Genomic DNA, 22910 nt, shown 5'->3' on the forward strand with positions numbered 1-22910 from the left:
TTTTTTGTCGTGTACAGAGGTTGGTTCAACATTCCAAGACTATGCGGATGCATGGATATTAAATTTGCAAATTATTCCCCAAGCTGAGAATTAAGTTATAAGCCTCTGCTTAGTCATCGTAGGAGCTTGGTAGTTAACGCCGCGAATCGATTCAAGAGAAGCTTGTGTGAGCAAGCTAACTACCAAGACCCGGCACCAATCAAGCAGCTGCAAACTCCGCCACAATCGGCCCCATATACGCATCAATATCGTTATCCGTCAGCTCTCGCTCACCCTCATGCCACCAAGCCGCAATTGCTGTGACTTCACCTAACGTCACCTTCATCGCAGCGCTAAATAGCTGCATAATATCCACCTGATCCGTCATGCCTAATTCTACGGTCATAAACTTCAATAACTCAGATGGCTGCTGTCCGCTTTTCGCCATGCTGCGTAAATGCTCGATAATCTCGTTGTGTTCCATAAGGTAAGTTCTCTATAAATCAGGGTGAAAAATAATTGGTGGATTCTATTATCTAAATGCAGTGCTTGTCAGCTACACTGGCTCAATCACATTCGAATAGCAGGTATTCTCATGACAACAAAACGACTCACCCTTCAGCAAATCCATGACCTAAGCTACGATGCTCTCAGGCGATGTGGTGCGAGTGAATTACAAGCTGGCGTGGTGGCGCAAGAGCTGATGGATGCTGAGGCTGAAGGGATTCGTAATGTGGGTCTGGGCTATATTCATCTGTATTTAAACCACCTGAAATGCGGCAAAGTCGTGGGCGATGCCATCCCTGAAATCGTCAAAGAGTCTGCTGCGGCAACTATTGTTAATGCGAAACATGGCTTTTGTCACACTGCTTATATGCATGCAGAAGAACGCCTCATTGAGACCACGATGGCGCAAGGCATTGGCATGATGGCGATTCATAATTCCTACTCTGCAGGTGTGTTGGGTTGGTTTGTGCGTCGTTTGGCACAGCGTGGTTTGGTGTCATTGATGTTTGCAAACTCATCCAAGGCCGTGGCAGCGCACGGTGGCAAAGTGCCATTTTTTGGTACTAACCCATTTGCATTTGGTTCACCACGCCAAAACGACGAGCCTTTGATAATTGATATGGCAACGGCGTCAACCGCTCGCGTCAATATCTTACGTGCCGCGAATGAAGGCCGTTCTATAGACCCGGGGCATGCGATCGATGCGGATGGCAACCCAACAACAGACCCCGCAGCAGCACTCAAAGGTGCCCAACTACCGGTGGGTGGCCCTAAGGGCTTTGGTCTCGGCTTGATTGTGGATTTAATGGGCGGTGCGTTAACGGGCAGTAATTGCTCTTATGAAGCATCGATGTTCAGTACCAATGATGGTGGTCCACCGAATGTAGGACAGAGCATTATCGCGTTTAATCCTGACTTTTATAGCGAAGGTTATCTGGCACATTTAGAAACCATGTTTACCGCGATGACAGATGATAATGAGGTGAGGATTCCGGGCGCACGACGTCATGAACTGCGTGCTAAACATGAGGCTGAAGGGGTTGACGTACCGCAGGCGTTATTGGATAAGATTGCTGAGTTAAGTCAGTAAAACTACATCTAAGATATTTACGACAGAGGAATCACATGCAATACAAAACACTTGGGAACGCACTGGAAGTGCCACTGCTTTGCCTCGGTTCAATGACCTGGGGCTCTCAAAACACAGAAGCAGAAGGTCATGAGCAAATCAGCATGTCGATGGCTAACGGTGTGAACTTTATCGATACCGCTGAGATGTATCCGGTTGCTCCAATAAGATCAGAAACTGTCGGTGATAGTGAGAAAACGATTGGTAGTTGGATTGCTAAAAATGGCCAACGAGATCGTATGCTAATCGCAACGAAGGTGAGCGGTGAAGGCTTGAAGTTCGTCCGTAATGGCGCTCGTATTACACCCGATACCATTGATGAGGCGCTTGAGAACTCACTCAGAAACTTAAATACAGATTACGTCGACCTTTATCAACTGCATTGGCCAAATCGTGGTTCGTATCACTTCCGCCAGTATTGGAACTACAAAGCGCCTAAGCATCAAGCGCAGGATACCGATGAGCATTTCGCGGCGATATCTTCACATTTGGATACTCTGGTAAAGGCCGGAAAAATTCGCCACTGGGGTTTATCAAATGAAAGCGCCTGGGGCATGGGCAAGTGGTTATCTCATAGCGAGGGGAAAACTCGTCCCATTTCAATTCAAAATGAATACTCCCTGCTATGTCGACTGTTTGATACTGACCTCGGTGAATTGTGTGTGAATGAGGATGTCGGGTTGTTGTCGTATTCTCCTTTAGCCACCGGCTTGCTGACGGGTAAATATCAGAATGGCGCAGTGCCGGAAAAATCACGTATGTCGATTGAGCGAAACCTGAGTGGTCGTGCCACGGAGAAGGTTTGGCCTGCGGTGGATGCGTATTTGGCTTTGGCTAAGGAGAATGGGCTTGATCCGGTACAGATGTCATTGGCGTGGGCAATGCAACGTCCCTTTATGGGCTCGGTGATCTTTGGTGCGACGAATTTACAGCAGCTCGAAGTGGCGCTTGGTGCGCAGGATTTGGTGTTGTCAGATGAAGTGATGGCAGAGATTGATCGGGTGAATATGGCGCATCCTATGCCGTTCTGATTAGTGGGTTGATGTATTAATTGGAAAACTACAGGTGAATACAATAGAATACCTTGTATTCACCTGCAGTTTCGGAGCCTAATATGCCATCTTCTATTACACCAGTTACTGTTCGTTTTAGCGAAGAGACACGCAATAATCTTTCACAGTTTGCGAAACTAACAAACCGTTCCCGCTCTTATGTTATCAATCAGGCTGTTGAAGCTTTTTTATCAACTCGCATGGCTTACTTGCAAGAGTTGAATGAAGCCGTAGAGTCTGTTGATTCTCAGCCTACGCATGCTGCTAAAGATGTTTTTGATTGGATGCAAACTTGGGGAACAGAGGAAGAAAAGCCACTGACTGAAACCAAGTTAAACGATGCTGGTGATATTTGATGGAAGTGCGCTTCACGACTCCAGCGCTTACTGACTTGGAGGAGTTAAGGTCATACCTCTCAACGCGGTCTCCATCAGGATTGGCGAATGTTATTCGTGATATTGAAGCAACGGTAAAAGAAATCCCGGGCAGTATTAATAAAGGTCTTCGCACACCTCGGGACGATGTGTGGGAGAAAATTAGTCCGAAATACCAATATCGTATTCCTTATTATGTGCGGGAAAACATAGTGTATGTGCTGCGGGTTTATCATCCGAGACGCGAACCATTGAACTATGAAGATATTGTAAATTTGACTTAGTACACATGAGATACCATGACACTCTTGTAAGTGGGCTGCGTAAATCAGCCCACCTCTTTAAGGTAATCCGATAAGTTTAGCTCTGAGCTAAGTAGCTTCTTTTGAATCGTTTTCAGCATTAAGGTTGTGCTCGCTGTCGTCTTGATCCGGAATAAACCGCTTCTCCAACGAAATACACCCCAGCGGAATCACGATCAGCGTAAACAACGTCGCAACCCCAGCCCCAAACAACAACGACACCGCCATCCCCTGAAATATCGGATCAGAGATAATTGCAAAAGCACCCGCCATTAGCGTTAACGACGTAATCAGAATAGGGCGCAAGCGCGTCTGTGCGGCATTAATCGCGGCTTCACGAATGTCTTTGCCAGCTTCGGTTTCGATTTTCACGAACTCCACCAGCAGGATCGACACCCGCACGACTATTCCCCCGAGCGCAATCATTCCGATCATTGAAGTTGCTGTGAACTCGGCCCCCATAATCCAGTGACCAGGAATAATACCGATCAGCGTTAACGGGATGGGTGACATAATCAAACCAGCGATAGCGTAGTCTTTAAACTCCAATACGATCAGGGTGTAGATCAGCAGTAGCGCGACCATAAATGCACCACCCATATCGCGGAAAGTTTCATAGGTAACCGTCCACTCACCAGCCCACTCAAAGCCTGAAACTTTGTCGGTATCTGGCGCGCCAAGCAGTCCCATTGGCATACCTTTCATGGTGACGCCATCCGGTGTGGTGTAGTTTTTCAATTCATCTTCCACGCCAAACATACCGTAGATAGGTGCACCCAAACGACCTTCCATTTCACCAGCCACATACTCCACGCGGCGCAGATCTTTGTGGTAAATAATCGGATCTTCGTCAGCTTTCACAAAGCGACCAAGCTCCGATAACGGAATGCTTTCACCTTGTGGATTGACAATTGGCAGTGTGCCCATACGCTCCAGTTGTGAACGAGCCGCAAGAGGCGCTTGTAGTACGATATAGGTTGGTTCCAGTGGCGCACCACGCTTTACATCGCCCAACTTAAAACCCCCCATCGCCATGGCCAGATTACGGTTAATGGTTTCAACCGTGATACCGGTACGTACCGCTTTTTCATTGTTGATTTCAAAGCGCCAGTACTGGTGTGGTTCGGTCATGTAGTTATCAACGTCTACAATACCTTCGACTTTCTCAAACATCTTGGTCATGTCTTTGGCAACCTGACGGCTGGTTTCAGCATTCGGGCCATAGATCTCAGCAACCACCGTTTGCAATACCGGCGGGCCGGGTGGCATTTCAACCACCTGAATCTTCGCACCCATTGAGCGAGCGATTGGCGTGAGTAACTTACGCGCTTCTACTGAGATTTCATGACTGCTGCGTTCGCGGTCATCTTTGTCCAACAGTATGACCTGAATATCCGCCTGATTCGATTCCTGACGCAGGTAATAGTGTCGCACCAATCCATTAAAGTTAAACGGTGAGGCAGTTGCCACATAAGGCTGCAGATTAATCACTTCAGGAATACTACGAATGGTTTCAGCCAGTGTATTGGCAACGTTTGCTGTTTCTGCCAGTGCAGTACCTTCCGGCATATTAATAACAACGTTAAACTCAGACTTATTGTCGAAAGGCAGCATTTTAACCGCGACGTGTTGGGTGTAAAACAGCCCGCAGACCATTGCCGTGAGTGCGATAACACCGACTAAAAATAAGATGCCTTTTTTACGACTTTCCACCAGTGGCGTAATAACCGGGCGGAAGATTTTACCCATAAAGGCTTGCGAGCGTTGTTCACGCGCCGCCGCTTTTTCAAAGGCTTTAATACTGCTGGGGCGAACCCGCATGGCGAACCACGGCGTGAATACAAAGGCGGCTAATAATGAAAAGAACATGGCCGCAGCACCAAGTACCGGAATCGGCAACATGTATGGCCCCATCATGCCACGCACCACACCCATTGGTAGCAGGGCAGCGATAATGGTGAGGGTTGCCAATATGGTTGGATTACCTACTTCCCGCACCGCATCCACGGCGATTGCGAGGGTGGTTTCACCGGCTTCCATCCAGCGCCGGAAGATGTTTTCCACAACGACCGTTGCATCATCTACCAGAATGCCGATGGAGAAAATCAGGGCAAATAAGCTGACCCGGTCGATGGTGTAATCCATTTGCCAGGTCGCAAACACAGTCACCAAGATAACGATAGGGATAACCGTAATGACCACGAAAGCAGCCCGGAAACCCAAACCAATCAAACACAGTACAGCAACAATCGCAGCAGCTTCAAACAGTGCCTGAAGTAATTCGTTAACCTTGTCATTTGCTGATTTACCGTAATCACGGGTAACGACAATATTCACATTATCCGGAACTAACGTGCCTTTCATTTCCTCGATTTTCTTGAGAATTTTCTTAGACACGGTAACGCCATTGGTGCCACTTTCTTTAGCGATAGCAATGGTGACGGCCGGTGAGCCGTTGGCGGTTTTGGTTGGATCAGTATTAGCAGGGCCGGTGTAATGGCTGACTAAATGCGTAGTCTCAGACGGCTGATGGGAGATCTTGGCGACGTCTCGTAAATAAACCGGTGCACCATCGCGCACTGCAATCACCAGCTTAGAAACATCCTGTGCATTCTCTAAGAATGACCCGCTATATACGGTGAATTGACGACCTGCAGATTCTACCGTGCCGGACTTAGTTTCCTGATTGGTGCTTTGTACGGCATTGGCGATTTCATCCAGTGAAATATTGTAACCACTGAGTCGCTCAGGTAGCACTTCCACCAGAATTTCTTCAGCGCGGCCACCGATCACAAAGCCTTGGCCGGTTTCCGGTATTTGCTGTAATTCCTGTAACACGTCCAGTGACAAAGTGCGCAGCGTGCCGTCATCTAAGCTGTCAGACCATAGCGTCAGTGCAACGACGGGCACATCATCAATGCCTTTTGGTTTTACCAGTGGCTGCGAGACCCCCGGTGGTACCAAGTCCATATTGGAGGAGAGTTTGTCGTGTACTTTTACCAGTGACGGACCGGGATCTTCACCGACTTTAAATTGTACGGTGATCATAGTTTCACCGCGACGCGTAGCAGAATACACGTGGCGAATGCCCGGTATCTCGCTCATGATGCGTTCCAGCGGACGACTCACAAGACTGGTAACCTGTGCCGAGCTTGCGCCAGGGTAGGCCACAAAAATGTCGATCATCGGCACGGAGATTTGTGGATCTTCCTGGCGTGGTGTGAAGATCAGTCCCATTACCCCAATAAACAGCATGGCTGCCATAAACATTGGGGTGATTGGTGAATCGATAAATACTTTGGTAATACGGCCAGCGATGCCCAAGGGTGGGGTATGTGGCGTTGTCGTGTTGTCATGCGACATGCGTTGTTTCCTCCATCCGTGGGGTTATGGGCGACTTAAAATGCGCTCGCCAATGCGTAGTCCGGAAATCACAGCGACCCGGTTATTTGCCATGCGCTCACCAAGGCGGATCATGCGCAATTGTAGTTGATTATCTTCACCGACCACTCGCACGGTTGGAAGGCTGCCGTTAAACATCACAGATGCAAGCGGCACTACTGGTACCGCTTCCTGCAAGGCACGGTTGCCGGGGAGGAATAACTCGACATACATACCGGGTATGGCACGGCTATTATTTGGTAAGTCAAACTTTACGGTGACCGTGCGACGACGCGCATCCGCAGTCGGGAAGATCTGCTCGACACGTGCGTTTGTTTCAAATTCGGCATCCCCCAGTCTGACAGGGATTATCATATTCTGTGATAAGCGCGATACGATACTAGCGGGCACTTGTGCTTCGATTTGCAGTTGGCTGAGGTCGGCATAACGCAATAACGGGGTACCAATTTGAATGATATCGCCGGTTTCTACCATTCTCTCTAAAATGATACCGGGGAAGGGAGTGTTAACGCGTGAGTCAGCGATCTGCGCATCAATTTCATCAATCTGCGACTTGGCCTGCATGTAGCGACCTTGTGCCTGATTCAGTCGGGTGCTGACGGCGTGTAAATCCGCATTACGATCTAAGGCGGTGTCACCGCCAATACCACCAGGCATGATGTCTGAAAACGGTCGGGTAAACATTTGATCGAACATGAGTGGCAAGCCCATGCCGCCGCTGCGACTAAGACTTTGTGATTTTGGTGATAATATTTCGCGCTGGTATTCGACTTGGGCGTTGTTTATTTCAGCTTGTGCATTTTGCAGCATTGCGACTGCCGCTTGGCGCTTTGCCTGAAGCTGGTCGGCGTTAATGCCTACCAGTAGTGTGTTCTGTGTGAATCCGTCACCTTCGCGTCCGGCGAGGAATCGAACCTGTCCCGAGAGTTGAGCAGTGAGAGTGACATCACGTGCCGGAATAACGGTACCGCCAACAATCGTTTGAGGGCTAACTTGGTTGCCTTCGACAGTGATGATATTACCCGGTGTAACTGCAGGCTCTGCAGCTTTGTCAGAGGCAGAAGCGGTAGCAATCAGTTGCTTATTGGTATCCCCACTGATACGCGCTTCATGCTTGCCTGCCTGAAATAGAATCCAACCTAGCAAACAGGCGAGTGCCAGTAGTATTAGTGCTAGTTTTACCGGTAATGTCTTGATCACTTCGAACATGTTTCCTCCGCCTGCGCTGGTTATCAGCGAATCTTATCTCATCAAATACATCTAATCGACAAGTAACAAAGCCCGCACCGAAGTGCAGGCCATGTTAGCTACTTCCTAACAAGCCGGAAGTTATTCTGCTTTTTTCTCAACGTCAGCAGCAACTTCGGCCGCTTTTTCAGCGGCTGCTTCCGCATTGGCTTTAGCGTCTGCAGCAGCTTTCGTATTGAATTCCTTACGCTTTTCCATCATACGCTGTTGGAATTCGGCAAACGCTTTTTGCTGTTGTTGGATAAAGGCACGGCGCTCTTTTTCCATGCTTTCCATTAGCTCACGCGCTTCAGGTGTCATGTTTGAGTTGTTGTAAGAGTAGGTGCTGCCGTAGCTGTTAGTGCTGCTTGAGCCATTGCCTTGTGCAGAACCGTTACCCTGCGCATTACCAGAGAAGCCCATATTGAATCCGCCATTGCCTGACATGTTGCCAGAGCCGTTCGCCGAACCGTTGCCGTTAGTTGAACCGTTGTTGTTGCTGTTTCCGTAAGTAGAGCCGTTGCCGCTACCCTGAGCATTACCATTGAAGCCCATGTTGAAACCGCCATTACCCTGCATATTGCCAGAGCCATTAGCATTGCCAGAACCGTTATTATTCCAGTTATTATTGCCATTCCAACCGTTGTTACCATTAGCAGAGCCATTGCCACGAGCATTGCCGTTGAAGCCCATATTGAATCCGCCGTTGCCCTGCATATTGCCGGAACCGTTAGCGTTTCCTGAGCCATTACCGTTGTTGTTCCAGTTATTATTGCTATTCCAACCGTTGTTGCTGTTAGCTGAGCCGTTACCCTGAGCATTGCCATTAAAGCCCATATTGAAACCGCCGTTACCGTTCATATTGCCTGAACCGTTCGCATTGCCGTTGTTGTTCCAGTTGTTATTGCCATTCCAACCGTTATTACCGTTCCAGCCATTGCTGCCGTTTCCGTTACCTTGCATGTTTCCGTTGAAGTTCATGCCGAAGTTGCCAGAGGCATTACCTGAACCGTTTCCAAAGCCCCAACCGTTGTTGTTCCAGCCATTGTTATAGCCGTTATTGTTGTTGCCCCAGTTCCAAGGCATCCAGTTGTTGTTATTGTTGTAGCCGTTGTTATTGTTCCAGGGCCAAGGACCGTCAGCGTGTACAGCAGCAGAACCTGCTAAAGTGGTTACTAATAAAGCGGCTTTTAATGTGGTTAAAGACTTCATAATGCTCTCCTGATCCTCTTCGAGGGTTACGTTCTCACAATGTCAAAATTAAAATGTAGCGGTATCATATCTGAATATCATAATATTAACTATTACTAATATTCTTAAATAGTAGAATTCTGACCGAGAAAGGGGAATACCCCCGTTTAGGTAGGTGTTTTTGTTTTGGTATGAAGAAATGAGGGACTAACGTAAGGCCGGGGTACTACAAAACACATCCTGCATCATACTAATTAACTTAAGGGTGCGTGAGTCACCGACACGATAAAAAACACGGTTCGCATCACGACGTGAAGTCAGTACATCCTTATCGCGCAGTAGTGTCAGGTGTTGAGAGATATTGCTTTGTGATGTGCCAACCATAGAAACAATATCCTGAACACTCGCTTCATCTTCACCTAGCATGCAGAGAATTTTCAGGCGCAGGGGATGAGATATCGCCTTTAGTGCACGTGAGGCACGTTCAATATCCTGATCTCTGGCCAGTAATTCATTGATTGGTTCAGCGCTAACGCTAGTATTTGATGATGACATGATAGGTTCCGCCAGTTGTTGGTTTTTATAAGTAGTTATAAAACCTAAATTATTAGTATTTGTTTATATAGTAATATAGTTCTAATCTAATGTCACACGGCATTAATCGGATGATTTGCCCCGTCCACTGTGACTCCGGGTGTTTGTGTTCTATCATAGCGCCCAACAATCACAGACACCGGATACACCAATTGCATACCATCGCTGACCTCAAAGACGGCCTACTAAACAATGCCACTCGCCTGCAGATTTCAGAAGACCTGACTGAATTCCCGGAGGAGGTCTATGACTTAGCCGGGACGCTTGAAGTATTGGACCTGTCGAATAATCAGATGAGTGATCTTCCAGCCGATTTTGCACGCTTGTCAGAGCTGAAAATACTCTTCCTATCCAATAACCAATTTAAAGCATTGCCCGCCGTATTAGCTAACTGTCCAAAGCTGGAGATGATTGGCTTCAAAGCAAATCAGATTGTGGATGTGCCGGAAAATGCGCTACCACAGAGTACGCGTTGGTTAATTCTGACGGATAACAAAATCCAGACATTACCAGAATCAATGGGCGACCTCAGCAATTTGCAAAAGCTAATGTTGGCGGGTAATGAACTGACGACACTGCCTGACTCAATGGCTAAATGTCGTGCCTTACAGTTGGTCCGTTTATCGGCTAACAAACTCAATGTGTTACCTGAATTTTTATTGGAATTACCAAAGTTGTCATGGTTGGCTTTCTCGGGTAATCCGTTTTGTGTGGCGTTTTCTGATGATTCATCCGCCGCAATCCCCGCGGTAGGTTTTGAGGATGTTGAACAACACGAGGTGTTAGGACAGGGTGCATCCGGCGTTATTTCGCGTGCTAACTGGATCAATCCTATCGTCCCGGTGACTGACGCAACACAGGCGATTGCAGTGAAGCAGTTCAAAGGGCAAGTGACTAGCGATGGTTATCCTGAAGATGAGTTACACGCCTGTCTGGCTGCAGGGAAACACGCCAACTTAGTGCCGGTTATTGCCAAAATAGAGCAGGGTGAACAGCTTGGTTTGGTGATGGGCTTGATAGACCCGGATTACACCAATCTTGGCGAGCCACCGACGTTCCAAAGTTGCACGCGAGATCACTTCGATGATGATTTTATGGTGACCGTTGCAGCGGTGTTAAAAATATCCCGCAGTATTATGGATACACTGCTGCACCTCCGGGAACGCAATATTAGTCATGGTGATCTTTACGCACACAATATTCTGACTAACTCCGATGCTGATGTGCTGTTTGGTGACTTTGGTGCAGCGTCTAATTACGCCTCATTGTCTGCCTCGCAAGCCGCTGGTTTAGAGAAAATAGAAGTCCGTGCTTTTGGTTGCTTACTGGAAGATTTGATCGGTAGTAGTTGCGATAGTGATGACTGCCCCGATATGTTTGAGTCATTAGTCTTACTAAAAAATCGCTGCATGCACCCTAAAGGTCATGCGCGCCCAACCCTTGCAGAAATTAAGTCTGATTTAGACGCAATTGAAGGATAAATACATGGAAAAGTTTGAATTAGACGAGCACGATTTTATTGAGTTGAATAACTTGCTGAAAGTTACTGGCTTAGTGGATAGCGGTGGTTTGGCGAAAAGCCTGATCGGCGATGGACAAGTAAAAGTCAATGGCGAAGTCGAGCTGCGCAAACGCTGCAAGATTTACCGTGGCATGGTGGTTGAGTTTGGTGGCCAGCAGGTTGAGGTGGTTTAGATTTTTTGGGCTTCGGGGCAAAGCGCACTTTTAGCGATTTCCCCAGCGTGAGTGAATGTGTTTACCTCACCGCTGTCATAAATAACCCAAACTTCCAGAGCACCTTTCGCCAGATATAACTCAACCTTTTGCGCTATTTCAGCCTTAGAGTTAGACGGTGAGACGATTTCAATGCAGATCTCAGGTGCTTTTGGATAGGGTGTTTTATAAGCATAAGTCTGAATGAATTCATTGGAAGCCCAAACAACGTCTGCCACTCTTACACCTTCTGAGGTTTGGATAGAACACTCCGCAATCACCTCACCCTCAGGGCTGTTATTAGCGAGCTGGTTTCCCACACGCATTTGAATGCGTCCATGCTGATTTGATGCAGGACTCATCAGTATCTGGCCGAATTTATTGAGCTCAATTTTGAAGGGAAGATCTTTAAGCAGTGGGTTTCCAATGACTTCTGCCCATTCCATGATTTGTCTCCTGTCTGGTCATCATGTTCTTTTGATACTACATTAAGGGGAAGGTTTAGAGAAGGTTAGGCTAACTTCTGGTTACACCACCTGCGAGTTCACTAAGTCCGGCAATTACCAAGTCAGGCTCAATACCCCAAGGATCAAATACCATATCTTTAGAACGCTGCACCCAAGCAGTTTTTAAACCTGCAGAAGCAGCCCCAATCACATCAAACGGATTACTGGACACCAGCCAAGTATCAGAAGCTGCTGCGCCGCCCGTTTTTACCATATGAGCATACACATCAGGGTTAGGCTTAAAAGTATGCAAGCCATCTACACTAACCACGCCATCGAATAAATCACGAATCCCTGCATTTGTCAGCAAGCCTTCCACTGCATCCGCTGTGCCGTTTGAGAAACCATACATCTTATGACCGGCAGCTTTGAGTGTTGTTAGGGAGTCTGTGACATCATCAAATGCCGGCAGAATACGATACTCAGCTAATAAATCTGCTTTTTGCTGATCACTCAGTTCTGTCTTTAGCAGCTGGTCAGTGTAGTCCAATGCTTGGCTGGTGCAGACACCAAAATGCTGATATTGCCTCATCAGGCCGCGGCGGAAGGAATATTCCAGTTGCTTATCTCGCCAGATATTGGAAAAGGTCGGTGCCTCGTCTCCGATAAATTCTTGTAAACGTGTGACAACACCGTGGGTATTGATGAGCGTTCCGTAGATATCAAAGGCGAGTGTCACTGACATAAATGTTCCTTTTGCAGAGGGCGGGAGCTGGAAATGACATCATGCACCAGATGTAACTTTGGTGACAACTTTCTGTGAATAACAGGATAAAAATAGTATTAGTAATAATATGCTTATTTAAAATACTTAATAGTGCTATTGTGGAGATGATTTTCAGCCCCCTTATTCTGAATAATTCACCAAGGAACCCCTATGCTGACCCAGCGCACCCACGAAGTAGACGTAATCCGTCTTGTTGCCTTACTCGGTATTTGTATAGTCAATATTCCGACCATGGGGGTGTCAGATGGCCTATCTGGTGAGGTCATAATTGGCTTGGAGGACGAACTGTTCACTGCTGAGGCTAATGACGTGGCGGGAGCAGTCTCAGCAGAACTTAATCAGTACGCAAAGTTTTTCACCGGACTATTTATCGATGGCAAGTTTCTTATGTTGTTTTCGTTTGTGTTTGGTTGGGGAATCGCTGTTCAGGAAAAACGCATAAGCAGTGTGGGTGGGGATTTTAAAGCCTATTACTTTCGCCGTTCCTTTGGCTTAATCCTGCTGGGTATGATTCATATGAGCTTTATTTTTGCGGGTGATATTTTAATAACCTATGGCATCACCTGTTTGATTTTCTGGTACCTGCGAGATTATGTATTACGAATACCGCTTAAGAAATTTCTGTGGCAAATGATTCGCTACCAATATCTGGCCGCTATTTTGGTTGGCCTGATAATGGCCAGTACTGTGATGATGGATATCGCTAGCCCCTCGTTTCTCGATTTAGGCAATGATGCATTGGGTGGCTCCTTTAGTGAGGCGACTCACTATCGCTTTGTGGATGGTGGCAGTTTTCAAATCCTGTCGGTGTTTTTATTTACCTTCCAAGGCTTGATGGCGTTTGGCTTGGGATATCTGGCAGAGCACCTTGGCTTTTTTCGTGAAGGTAGTGATAGCTTCCAGAAACTGCGATCCATGCTGCCGAGGTTATTCATCTTTGGATTCATTAGTAATGTGCTTTATGCGCTAGGTATGATCGAAGTAGGTGGTGGGTTAACCATGGGTGTAGGTGTTTTGCTTTGGCTGGTCGGCGCACCGGCACTTGCAGCGGTTTATCTTTATTACATCGTTATTGTTGCAAGGCGTATTCGCATACCGGAGCTGTTGCTTCTGGCGGGTCGCAACTCATTGTCGGTTTATGTGCTACAAGGCCTTATTGCCAGCTTGATGTTTGGCGGCTATGGCTTAGGGTGGTTTGATGAATTTGGTGAGCTGGCGCTGATTCCGGTGAGCATTGGGATTTATATCGTGACGGTGCTGATTGTCGGCTTGTATGCGAAACGCTTTGGGCGTGGCTTTTTGGAGCCGGTGTTGCGAGAGATTGGTGGGCGGTAACAGTCCTAAAACAGCCATATTGTAAACCCAAAAAGCATATTCCAACCGTTAATCGCTGGTTAAGCTTCGTTTATCGGCTTATACTTCGTTGGAAAATAGATCACTTTGGGCCATTATAATGATTCCACGCCGTATTTTTCTTTTTTTTCTGACGGGGCTGCTGCTCACGCTTTTCACTGTGTCACCAAGCTTTGCTGCACCAGACCCTATGCCTATTTTAACGCTGGAGCCAGGTAGGCATGTTGCTCAAATACAACGTATGGCGGTAGACCGTCCAGAACGTTATGCGGTGACAGCATCTGATGATAAAACGCTACGGGTGTGGGATATTCGTAATCAGGGGAAGTTACTGCGGACTATTCGACCGCCTATTGGTAAAGGAAATGAGGGTAAGCTATATGCTGTGGCGATATCACCGGATGGGGAGGTGATTGCAGCGGGTGGGTGGACAGCGGATGACAGTTTCTATCTTTTTAAGCGCAGCAATGGTCATATGATACGGCGGATTCGTGGTTTGCCCAATGTAATTAATGATTTGGTATTTTCATATGATGGACGCAAGTTGGCTGTGGCTTTGGGAGGCAGTAATGGTATTCGTGTGTTTGACTCTGCAACGGGGCGGGCGCTATCAAGCGATACTCAATACTCTGGAATAAGTTTGAGCGTTGACTTTGACAAGCAAGGTCGCTTGGTGAGTGCCAGTTATGATGGTGTTATTCGTTTATATGATCCCTCATTTCGCTTGCTTAAGCGCTATCGCGCACAGGGAGGAAATCGACCATATTCGGCGCGCTTTTCACCTGATGGTAGAAAAATAGCAGTTGGGTTTGAAAATAGCACCCAGGTAGAGGTGTTAGCAGCGCATGATTTATCACCTCTGCCATCACCAAATACCTCAGGAATCAGTAAGGGCTCCTTGGGTACTATTGCTTGGTCCAATAATGGCCGTTGGATATATGCGGGAGGCACTTATACAAATGGACGTGGTATTCCCGTGCTGATGTTACCACAGGCAGGTGGCCAGCGACGTGTGATTAAGGCTTCTGATAGTTCGATTAGAGCAATTCACCCGATGCGAGATGGCGGTGTGTTATACGCTAGTGGCGATCCAACCATAGGTCGCTTAAATGCAGCGGGTCAAACCCTTTGGCGTCGCACTTCAGGCAAGTTGGATTTAAGAGGCTATCAAGCGCGCCGAAATTTTAAACTGAGCGCCGATGGTAGTCGTGTTTGGTTTCATTATGAGCACGAACGTGAACCTAATGGTCAAATTATTAAAGGAACGGTTGGCAGGGACCTGAATACCCAAACACTCTTTAAATCGGCTTCTCCGGATATGCAAATCCCCCGTCTGCAGGCTAACGGGCTACAGATTCGTAATTGGGAGAATGAAACCAATCCCACACTCAATGGCCGAGCACTCAACTTGAAGCAATATGAAACATCCCGCTCACTGGCAATTGCACCGGGCAATCGAGGTTTTGCTCTAGGTGCCAGTTGGTACTTACGTTATTTCGAAGCCAATGGTCAGCAACGTTGGCAAGAGCCAGTTTCGCTAGCTTGGGCTGTCAACGTCAGCCAAAGCGGTCGCTGGGTCGTTGCGGCGCTTGGTGATGGTGCGATTCGTTGGTATGAAGCAAATACGGGTAATGAGCGGTTAGCGTTTTATTTGCATCCTGATCAAAAGCGCTGGATCGCTTGGACGCCTGATGGCTTCTATTCAGCCTCCTCTGAGAATGCAGAGCGCCTGATGGGATATCACTTAAATAATGGCGCGGACAAAGAAGCGCAGTTTGTGCGGGTGGATCAACTTAAGAAGGTGTATGCGCGGAAGGATTTGGTGGCGCGAGCCTTACAGCCTGATTATCCTCGGGTTGCTCAGCAGACTTTACAACACGCAGGCGACGTTAGACGGCTGTTACGTGCGGATCGATTACCGCCCACAATCACCATTACTGGATCACGTAATAATCAGTTTAATCAGCAAGGTGAACACTTCGCGCTACCGTTTGAAATAAAAAACCGCGGGGGTGGTATTGGTCGTGTTGAATATCGAATAGCCGGTAAAGTGTATGATGATCCTGCTTCTCGTGGAACGGGGGCGCACTCAGCAGGTGGGCGCGGTATCGTGCGTAAAAAACGCTCTTTCACGTTACCGCATGGACGAACTGTTATGGAAGTAGTCGCTTATGACGCGCGCAATAAAGTCGCTTCCGAGCCGGTGAAGGTTGTTATCAATATGAACAACCCGGTTCGTAAGCGCCCATCTCTGTACGTGCTTAGTATTGGTGTGACGGATTATGATGATGACAGTCTAGATCTTCGATACGCAGCCAGTGATGCCAAAGCCTTTGCAGAAACACTGGAGCAACATACAGGGCCAGCGATATACCAGCAAATTCATACTACATTACTTCAGGATAGGGATGTAAATCTGCATCGTATTCGCCAAGAGTTAACCCGCTTAGCAACAGTAGTACAACCTCAAGATGTATTCGTGCTTTACCTAGCAGGTCATGGGAAGTCTTTGGATGGTCGTTATCACTTCCTCCCTCAAAACTTGCGTTTCACTGGTAATCAGGCAATACGTCAGCATGGCTTGAGTGATGAAAAGCTTAGAGATTGGTTAACGCCGATTAAAGCGCGTAAGAACTTGATGGTGCTGGATACTTGTAATGCTGGAAAGTCGATACAGCAGTTGGCGATGGCGCGAGGGATTCTTGAGGATAAAGTGGCTATTGCTAATTTAATGGATTCTACAGGCTTTGCAGTATTGGCAGCTAGTACGGCCAAACAGCAAGCTTTTGCAGGTATTGTCGATCACAATACGAATCGAGGTAATGGCTTGTTTACTTATGTCTTGCTTGATGGATTACGAGGCTCCGCTGATAAGCAAAGGGTTGATCGTAGAGTCTCTATCCGTGAGCTTCGGGCACACATTGACAGTGAATTACCACGTTTATCACAGTTGAAGTGGGGCTTTAAGCAAGTACCTATGTCGCAAGTGACCGGCGATGATTTTATCGTTTCACGACGCCTTCAATAGTTTGCTATGACAATGACAAATCAAACTGGTAAGGCGACAGCCCCACTGAAGGTCTTTTGTTCTTACTCTCATAGGGACGAAGAGGCGCTAGACACATTACGTAAGCATCTTAGTTCGTTGCGCTTGTCAGGCTTAATAGAAGACTGGCACGACCGGAACATTCCTGCGGGCGGTGACTGGGACGCTGAAATTCGTAGTAGTTTAGATGCTGCGGACCTAATTTTATTACTGATTTCAGCCGACTTCCTACACTCCGAATACTGTATGCAGAAGGAAACAGCCCGTGCACTTCAATGGCATCATGCGGGTAAGGCAACAGTGATTCCGGTTTTTCTGAGGGAGTGTGTAATCGCTGGGTTACCTTTTGAAGGGATTCAGGGGACGCCTCGTGACGTGAGGTGGATTAACCAGCAACCGTTTACCGATAAGGCTTGGACTGAGGTAACCCAAGCAGTTGAGGCGGCAGGCTTGCGGCGTTTGGGCGTCAGTCGTTGGCCTGTTAAAGCACCTCAAGAGGATGCTTGGTCAATACCTATCACAGATACTCAAACGCCACCCATACAGCCGGCATTTGGTGGTGCTACCTCAATGGGGCAAACCTTACCACATGCGCAATCCGGTCATGCTTATGTGGCGGTTGATGAAAGTGGAAACACTCGTTTTATTCGTTCTGGTTTAATAGCCCTCATCGGTTTGATTAGTGTTCTTGCCTTAGCGTGGTTTATTTGGAATGAGTGGCTTAATGAGGAGTCGGCACCTGACACAGTTGAAGTAGAAACTATTGCGACGCCAGAAAATAATACGAAATTAAAAGTTGCGAAAAGCTATTTAGAACAGGGCGAGTATAAAAAAGCTCAGTCTGTCTGCCAGTCAGCACCAGAATCACCATTCAGGAAAGAATGCCTTGGAATAACGGGATTGGCATTTCAAGACGTTAGTGATAAGCAAGTGTATTTAGCGGAAGTTGAAGCAGTTAACTCCGCATTCTCTGAAGCGCTGTTGGGTGAGTTCAATTTGGCAGAGTTTGATGGGGAAAATAATCACGGCACTTTAGCGCAGGCTGAGCAGCACTTTGCTAAGGCGCTGCAACAGAATGCGGCTTTGGCTTCTGTCTATTTTGGTAGAGGCCAAATTCAGCACTTTACTGGCAATGCGGAAGCTGCTCTGCCGCTTTACCAACAAGCACTTGATATAGCCCCAAGTAATGGGCGCTATGCGCTAAACCGCGCCACGGCGACCGCAGATGCAGGACAACTTAAGTCAGCAGAGAAGTTACTGCGAGAGGTTCTATCGGTTAATGGTGAGGTGCTACTTGCACATGCTGAGCTGGTTGAGGTTCTGGCTAATCAATCAAAGCCAATCGAGGCTCAGAAAGAAGCAAGTGCTCTGCAAGTATTGCTTATGCAACGCGGTCAGCAAGTGATTTGTCAGCCAGTGAATATGGCGGAGTGGGTGGTTTTTCAGGGTGGTTTACCGACGTTTCTCTCAAGTTGGGCTGACGCTGGAACACACAGCTGGAGCGAAAAAGGCATGTATCTGAATTATATTATTGGATTAGCGGGTGTGCCTCTGATTGAGCTACCCACTGTTGATTGTGGTGCATAGAGTTATCAATTGGTAGTGTTTGTTTTTTGGTGTGGCACTATGCCGAAGGCGGCACCAAAACAAATTTTCCAACATGTGCTTTTTTCTCGAATTCCTGCTGAGCCAGCGCGATGTCTTTCAGCTCGAACGTCTGCGCCACCAGTGGTTTGATTTCACCACGCTCGATATAGCCTATCAGGTTGGGAAACACCGGCTCATCCCACGAAGTACAGCCGATTAATCGCAAATCTTTGAGGTAAAAGTCACGCGCATCCAGTGTCACCATTGGCCCGGCAATTGCACCGGATGAAGCATAGCGACCGCCTCTGGAAAGTAGCTTCATCATTGCGCCAAAGTTGTCTCCCGCGACATTATCAATCACCACATCCACAGAGGATTCACCCAGTGCTTCGATCAAATCAGCATTACGGGAAATCACCTGATCTGCCCCCAGTGCTTTGACCGCGTCGAGCTTGCTGTCACCAGCCACGGCAATCACCGTTGCACCTCGACGCTTGACCAGTTGTACAAGTGCCGAACCAACCCCACCAGATGCGCCGGTAACTAACACTCGATCATTTGCCGTGACTTCACAACGGTGAACCATGTTTTCTGCCGTGCCATAAGCACAGGGGATGGTCGCTAGCTCCACGTCACTCCAGTCGCTATCAACAACAAATACTTCGCTGGCAGGTACCCTCACGTATTGGGCAAATGCACCGTCAAAGTCAGACGCCATCCAGATATTTTCCAGAGAATCATAACCGATGAGGCGCATGCAGGAACGCACCAGCACGCGCTTGCCAATGCTCAGGTGGTTCACATCATCGGTGTACTCCACCACTTCACCGCAGCAGTCGGTGCCTTGGATAAACGGGAAAGGTGTTTTTTCATTCCAGCCACCATCGGCTAGGGTTTCCTTTTCATCGCTGCCGGAAAGTGCTTCGGTACTGTCAGTGACTGAGGAGGAATACCAGCCCAGTCGCGTATTGATTTCCGTGTTATTAACACCCGCACCCAGTACCTTGAGCAAGACTTCGCCAGACCTAAGGGTAGGCACTGGCACGTCGCGATACTCCAGTTTGTCGTAACCGCCATTGCCGGTCGTGATAATCGCTTTCATGGTGGCACGACTGGGGTCGGCCTCGAAGCGATTGGGGGCAGTATCCAGCAGATAACTCAGATCGGTCATGATTTTGATTCCTTTTACAGATGCATTGTTAGCGACTTAAGCCTGTCGGGATGACTTCATAACCCGGCTCTTCCGGCTCATCATCAGTCATTTCAGCGGGGAAGCCCGGTGCACGAATATCCAGTCCGGTAGCTTCTTCTAAACGTTTGATAATATTCGGAGAAAGTTCGCGTTCACCAAAACGTGCGATGCCATCTTTAAAGATATCGATCATTAGCGGGGAGATTTCCAGTGGGACATTATGACGATCGGCGATTTCCTGAAACAGGCCAATATCTTTAAGCACTAAGTCCATCGTGAAGCTGATATCACGTGAGCCGTTGAGAATCACCTGCGACTCGGTTTCATGAACAAAAGAGGTGCCTGAGGAAATTTTCATGGCTTCATAAGCCGTATTCATATCCATGCCTGCTGCTTTTGCAGTGACCAGTGCTTCACAGCAGGTGAGCAAATTAGCCGTCGCCAGATAGTTGGTAAGTACTTTTAGCGTAGAAGCGGTGCCCAACTCGCCAGTGTGTAATACGCGACGGCCTAAGGTGGTCAGCAGCGGTAAAATGCGTTCGAATGTCGGGCGGTCACAACCGGCAAAAATCGAGATATTACCCGTGTCAGCACGATGACAGCCACCAGAGACCGGGCATTCCACCGCAGAGCCACCGGCTGCATTCACCATAGCGCCTAAGCGTTTGATTTCTTCGGCATCGGTGGTGGACATTTCCATCCAGATTTTGCCTTCGCTGACCCCATTAATAAGGCCGTTTTCACCTTCGACCACGGCAGCGCAGGCAGCCGGAGAGGGCAGACAAGTGACCACCGCTTCACAATCTCGCATCAATTGTTCGGGCGTTTCACCGGCCGTTGCGCCGCGCTCGACAAAGCTCTGCATCAAGTCTTCATTTAAATCCAGCACAGTGACATCGTGCCCGTTACGTACCAAACTTCCCGCCAGCTTGCCGCCGACATTGCCCAGACCAATAAATCCTACTTTCATTGCCGCACCTCAGTGATTGATATCCGTTTCTGCGATAGTAATTGAAGCGTGCAAAACAACACAGTGTTTTTCGTTTAAGTCTTGGCGATTATTTCATGCTGCTTTGGGGCGGTGGAATTTGCAGCATGAGCAGGCTGCCGATTAAGCCCACTGTTAAGAAATAAGCACTTGCCCAGCGCCAATCTCCCGCGACCCAATCGATTAAATGACCGAACAGGATTGGGCCAAAGAATTGCCCTGTTGCTGCCCCCTGAAATACAAATCCCACCATTAAACTGACCTGTGCCGGCGTGCTGACATAGCGGGGAATGGTCGCGAATACAGTGCCGGGAACTAAACCTGCGATCAGCATAAAACCAAGGGTACAAGCAATTTGTCCCCACAATGGCATACCCTCAATAAAGACACAGGCCATCAACACCGTGGCGGGAGCAAAAGAGTAGAACATTAGCTTTTTAGCGGGAATACCCGCTGCGACTAACCAGCCACTAGCGACATTTCCGATGATATGGCTGAGGATAATTCCCACCATCCAGTAGGATGTGATGGTGGTTGGGACCTGTGCTGTTTCCAGCCAGAAAATGGGCGTAAAGCTAACCACCACAATAAACAGGCAGGCAAAAGTGAAAAAGCTGGTGGCGATGAAAAATGTGGCACGGTTGAATAGCGGTCGAATTAACTTGCTGACCGGTGTTTCATTGGGCGGCAGTCGATTTCGGTGAGGCCAGAAACTGACTGCCATAACTAGCAACCAAAGGATCACAAAGCCTGCCGCAAAGTGCCAGACACTGTGCCAGCTTTTGAGTTGAATTAGGGTGGGGGAAATCAATAGCATCAGACTAATGCCAGCCGGTAACCAAGTCGACCATAGCGCCATGGCTACCGGTCGGTGGCGTGGTTCGGTGACTGATGTGATCAGGGCAGGCGCTGACACCGCAATCCCAACAAAACCAATGGCTTCGAGCAAACGAAAGCCCAATAAACTTGCATAGCTGTCGGCTAAACTACTGCCAATTGCGCCTAGTCCCAGCAATGTTAAGGCAGTCACAGTAACGCGATATGCGCCGTATTTCATGCACACTACTGCCATGAGTAATCCAAAGAACATCGCGAGGATGCTTAGGCTGGAGACAATCCATCCGCTTTGACCCAGCGTGAGGCTCAGCTCACTTTGAATCAGTGGCAGAGTAGGGGCGACTTTGCCAACATTGAAGGCGGTTGCATATCCGGCAATCACGACAATCATGACCAGTAGCCAGGCAGTTTGACGGGTGGGGCTGGATTGTGTCATCTCAGAGTTACTCGGTTGGCTAAGTCGGCTATCAGAACGGTCGGATTATCTTGGTGTATAAGAACACAATGGGCCGCTTAATTCACTGTTTATAAGGTGCTAAATTATTGAACAAAGAGGTGCGCCTGAGATTCATGTTGCGCTCATGAAGGGTGTTATATCATCGCGAGAGCATGTGGTTGAAAGTCAGCGTAACGAGAGAAAAAATGAATAATTATAATAAAAAAACAATCCTTTGTGGGCTTGCTAGCGGGTCTGTTTATTTTCCTTTGTTCCTTGTCCGTTATGGCTGAAGATATTGAGATCTTTGCTGACGAAGTTCCACCGGCAAAACCGAATATCCTGATGGTGTTAGATCATTCAGGTAGTATGAACATGACAATATCGGGCAGCTCACAAACTCGCTTGGATGGTTTGCGATCTGCCTTTAATACGATTATGGCTGATGAGGATTTTAAAGGCGTCAAAGTGGGGCTTATGGGGTTCAGTAATGGGAACACAGTCCCATTTCCTCACGGCGTATCGTTTCCGGTGTCTGATATAGACGACCCGGCAAGTCCAATTATGCTGTCGAACCTTATCCCCTACTCCCCGGTAAGTACAAATTCTGTAGGGTATTTCACACTAGCCGATGATGTATTGCCCGACCCAGTTGCAGGAGAACGCGTGCGTGAATTCTTGCCACGTATATTATAAGTGGTTGGAATGCCTGGGGATCAACACCTATGGTAGATGCCTATTATGAAGCTGCGCTTTATTTTCGGGGTG

General features: G+C 47.9%; 20 protein-coding genes. 10 read left to right on the forward strand and 10 right to left on the reverse strand.

Annotated features, from left to right (window positions below):
* Positions 1-199 precede the first annotated feature (199 nt).
* Positions 200-463, reverse strand: coding sequence for a hypothetical protein (locus DKW60_RS05140; RefSeq protein ID WP_109836600.1), 264 nt, complete (start codon positions 461-463; stop codon positions 200-202).
* A 111-nt stretch (positions 464-574) separates the two neighbouring features.
* On the opposite strand from DKW60_RS05140, the gene DKW60_RS05145 reads away from it, so the two are divergent.
* The 4 genes from DKW60_RS05145 (at position 575) to DKW60_RS05160 (ending at position 3325) form a co-directional block, all read left to right on the forward strand.
* Positions 575-1576 carry an Ldh family oxidoreductase gene (locus DKW60_RS05145; RefSeq protein ID WP_109836601.1) on the forward strand — a complete coding sequence of 334 codons (1002 nt, stop codon included), beginning with the start codon at positions 575-577 and terminating at the stop codon, positions 1574-1576.
* 35 nt (positions 1577-1611) lie between these two features.
* Complete coding sequence (locus tag DKW60_RS05150) at positions 1612-2646, forward strand: aldo/keto reductase (RefSeq protein WP_109836602.1); 1035 nt, start codon at positions 1612-1614, stop codon at positions 2644-2646.
* Between the two features lie 83 nt (positions 2647-2729).
* Positions 2730-3023: a CopG family ribbon-helix-helix protein gene (locus tag DKW60_RS05155; protein ID WP_109836603.1), complete on the forward strand. Its 294-nt coding sequence runs from the start codon at positions 2730-2732 to the stop codon at positions 3021-3023.
* Positions 3023-3325, forward strand: coding sequence for a type II toxin-antitoxin system RelE/ParE family toxin (locus DKW60_RS05160; RefSeq protein ID WP_109836604.1), 303 nt, complete (start codon positions 3023-3025; stop codon positions 3323-3325). The genes DKW60_RS05155 and DKW60_RS05160 overlap by 1 nt, the downstream gene beginning before the upstream one ends.
* Before the next feature lie 87 nt (positions 3326-3412).
* Here the strand turns inward: DKW60_RS05160 and DKW60_RS05165 are convergent, their stop codons facing one another.
* The 4 genes from DKW60_RS05165 to DKW60_RS05180 form a co-directional block, all read right to left on the reverse strand.
* Entirely contained in the window at positions 3413-6706 is a 3294-nt protein-coding gene (locus DKW60_RS05165; RefSeq protein ID WP_109836605.1) for an efflux RND transporter permease subunit, read from the reverse strand.
* Between the two features lie 24 nt (positions 6707-6730).
* A complete protein-coding gene (locus tag DKW60_RS05170) occupies positions 6731-7954 on the reverse strand; it encodes an efflux RND transporter periplasmic adaptor subunit (RefSeq protein ID WP_109836606.1) in 1224 nt (407 codons plus the stop codon).
* Positions 7955-8074: 120 nt separating this feature from the next.
* On the reverse strand, positions 8075-9184 hold the full coding sequence (locus tag DKW60_RS05175; protein WP_109836607.1) for a hypothetical protein: 1110 nt from the start codon (positions 9182-9184) through the stop codon (positions 8075-8077).
* Between the two features lie 186 nt (positions 9185-9370).
* On the reverse strand, positions 9371-9718 hold the full coding sequence (locus tag DKW60_RS05180) for an ArsR/SmtB family transcription factor (RefSeq protein WP_109836608.1): 348 nt from the start codon (positions 9716-9718) through the stop codon (positions 9371-9373).
* 191 nt (positions 9719-9909) lie between these two features.
* Between DKW60_RS05180 and DKW60_RS05185 the strand changes: the two genes are divergently transcribed.
* Complete coding sequence (locus DKW60_RS05185) at positions 9910-11238, forward strand: leucine-rich repeat-containing protein kinase family protein (protein ID WP_219988641.1); 1329 nt, start codon at positions 9910-9912, stop codon at positions 11236-11238.
* Positions 11239-11242: 4 nt separating this feature from the next.
* Positions 11243-11452, forward strand: coding sequence for an RNA-binding S4 domain-containing protein (locus DKW60_RS05190; RefSeq protein ID WP_109836610.1), 210 nt, complete (start codon positions 11243-11245; stop codon positions 11450-11452).
* On the opposite strand, the gene DKW60_RS05195 is transcribed toward DKW60_RS05190, so the two are convergent.
* Together DKW60_RS05195 and DKW60_RS05200 are read right to left on the reverse strand one after the other, a co-directional pair.
* Positions 11449-11916 carry a Uma2 family endonuclease gene (locus DKW60_RS05195; protein ID WP_109836611.1) on the reverse strand — a complete coding sequence of 156 codons (468 nt, stop codon included), beginning with the start codon at positions 11914-11916 and terminating at the stop codon, positions 11449-11451. The genes DKW60_RS05190 and DKW60_RS05195 overlap by 4 nt on opposite strands.
* 70 nt (positions 11917-11986) lie before the next feature.
* Complete coding sequence (locus DKW60_RS05200) at positions 11987-12661, reverse strand: haloacid dehalogenase type II (protein WP_109836612.1); 675 nt, start codon at positions 12659-12661, stop codon at positions 11987-11989.
* A 192-nt stretch (positions 12662-12853) separates the two neighbouring features.
* On the opposite strand from DKW60_RS05200, the gene DKW60_RS05205 reads away from it, so the two are divergent.
* From DKW60_RS05205 to DKW60_RS05215, 3 genes are all read left to right on the forward strand, one after another.
* Complete coding sequence (locus DKW60_RS05205; protein ID WP_109836613.1) at positions 12854-14038, forward strand: DUF418 domain-containing protein; 1185 nt, start codon at positions 12854-12856, stop codon at positions 14036-14038.
* Between the two features lie 118 nt (positions 14039-14156).
* Positions 14157-17084 (forward strand): caspase family protein, encoded by a 2928-nt coding sequence (locus tag DKW60_RS05210; protein ID WP_109836614.1) that lies wholly within the window; start codon positions 14157-14159, stop codon positions 17082-17084.
* A 6-nt stretch (positions 17085-17090) separates the two neighbouring features.
* Entirely contained in the window at positions 17091-18689 is a 1599-nt protein-coding gene (locus DKW60_RS05215; RefSeq protein ID WP_109836615.1) for a toll/interleukin-1 receptor domain-containing protein, read from the forward strand.
* Positions 18690-18726: 37 nt separating this feature from the next.
* On the opposite strand, the gene DKW60_RS05220 is transcribed toward DKW60_RS05215, so the two are convergent.
* The 3 genes from DKW60_RS05220 to DKW60_RS05230 all read right to left on the reverse strand — a co-directional run bounded on the left by DKW60_RS05220 (position 18727) and on the right by DKW60_RS05230 (position 22142).
* On the reverse strand, positions 18727-19860 hold the full coding sequence (locus DKW60_RS05220; RefSeq protein ID WP_219988642.1) for an alcohol dehydrogenase family protein: 1134 nt from the start codon (positions 19858-19860) through the stop codon (positions 18727-18729).
* 28 nt (positions 19861-19888) lie between these two features.
* Positions 19889-20851, reverse strand: coding sequence for an NAD(P)-dependent oxidoreductase (locus DKW60_RS05225; protein ID WP_109836616.1), 963 nt, complete (start codon positions 20849-20851; stop codon positions 19889-19891).
* An 88-nt stretch (positions 20852-20939) separates the two neighbouring features.
* Positions 20940-22142, reverse strand: coding sequence for an MFS transporter (locus DKW60_RS05230; protein ID WP_109836617.1), 1203 nt, complete (start codon positions 22140-22142; stop codon positions 20940-20942).
* Between the two features lie 237 nt (positions 22143-22379).
* Here DKW60_RS05230 and DKW60_RS05235 point away from each other — a divergent pair, with 237 nt between their 5' ends.
* Positions 22380-22838 carry a vWA domain-containing protein gene (locus tag DKW60_RS05235; protein ID WP_146203433.1) on the forward strand — a complete coding sequence of 153 codons (459 nt, stop codon included), beginning with the start codon at positions 22380-22382 and terminating at the stop codon, positions 22836-22838.
* Positions 22839-22910: the final 72 nt, after the last annotated feature.

Source organism: Leucothrix pacifica (assembly GCF_003172875.1).
In the GTDB taxonomy this organism is placed as follows: Bacteria; Pseudomonadota; Gammaproteobacteria; order Thiotrichales; family Thiotrichaceae; genus Leucothrix; species Leucothrix pacifica.

What these genes read in the sequence shown, in the direction of transcription:
- DKW60_RS05140 (WP_109836600.1), bottom strand. Translation starts at nt 463, where the DNA reads ATGGAACACAACGAGATTATCGAGCATTTACGCAGCATGGCGAAAAGC.
- DKW60_RS05145 (WP_109836601.1), top strand. Translation starts at nt 575, where the DNA reads ATGACAACAAAACGACTCACCCTTCAGCAAATCCATGACCTAAGCTAC.
- DKW60_RS05150 (WP_109836602.1), top strand. Translation starts at nt 1,612, where the DNA reads ATGCAATACAAAACACTTGGGAACGCACTGGAAGTGCCACTGCTTTGC.
- DKW60_RS05155 (WP_109836603.1), top strand. Translation starts at nt 2,730, where the DNA reads ATGCCATCTTCTATTACACCAGTTACTGTTCGTTTTAGCGAAGAGACA.
- DKW60_RS05160 (WP_109836604.1), top strand. Translation starts at nt 3,023, where the DNA reads ATGGAAGTGCGCTTCACGACTCCAGCGCTTACTGACTTGGAGGAGTTA.
- DKW60_RS05165 (WP_109836605.1), bottom strand. Translation starts at nt 6,706, where the DNA reads ATGTCGCATGACAACACGACAACGCCACATACCCCACCCTTGGGCATC.
- DKW60_RS05170 (WP_109836606.1), bottom strand. Translation starts at nt 7,954, where the DNA reads ATGTTCGAAGTGATCAAGACATTACCGGTAAAACTAGCACTAATACTA.
- DKW60_RS05175 (WP_109836607.1), bottom strand. Translation starts at nt 9,184, where the DNA reads ATGAAGTCTTTAACCACATTAAAAGCCGCTTTATTAGTAACCACTTTA.
- DKW60_RS05180 (WP_109836608.1), bottom strand. Translation starts at nt 9,718, where the DNA reads ATGTCATCATCAAATACTAGCGTTAGCGCTGAACCAATCAATGAATTA.
- DKW60_RS05190 (WP_109836610.1), top strand. Translation starts at nt 11,243, where the DNA reads ATGGAAAAGTTTGAATTAGACGAGCACGATTTTATTGAGTTGAATAAC.
- DKW60_RS05195 (WP_109836611.1), bottom strand. Translation starts at nt 11,916, where the DNA reads ATGGAATGGGCAGAAGTCATTGGAAACCCACTGCTTAAAGATCTTCCC.
- DKW60_RS05200 (WP_109836612.1), bottom strand. Translation starts at nt 12,661, where the DNA reads ATGTCAGTGACACTCGCCTTTGATATCTACGGAACGCTCATCAATACC.
- DKW60_RS05205 (WP_109836613.1), top strand. Translation starts at nt 12,854, where the DNA reads ATGCTGACCCAGCGCACCCACGAAGTAGACGTAATCCGTCTTGTTGCC.
- DKW60_RS05210 (WP_109836614.1), top strand. Translation starts at nt 14,157, where the DNA reads ATGATTCCACGCCGTATTTTTCTTTTTTTTCTGACGGGGCTGCTGCTC.
- DKW60_RS05215 (WP_109836615.1), top strand. Translation starts at nt 17,091, where the DNA reads ATGACAATGACAAATCAAACTGGTAAGGCGACAGCCCCACTGAAGGTC.
- DKW60_RS05220 (WP_219988642.1), bottom strand. Translation starts at nt 19,860, where the DNA reads ATGACCGATCTGAGTTATCTGCTGGATACTGCCCCCAATCGCTTCGAG.
- DKW60_RS05225 (WP_109836616.1), bottom strand. Translation starts at nt 20,851, where the DNA reads ATGAAAGTAGGATTTATTGGTCTGGGCAATGTCGGCGGCAAGCTGGCG.
- DKW60_RS05230 (WP_109836617.1), bottom strand. Translation starts at nt 22,142, where the DNA reads ATGACACAATCCAGCCCCACCCGTCAAACTGCCTGGCTACTGGTCATG.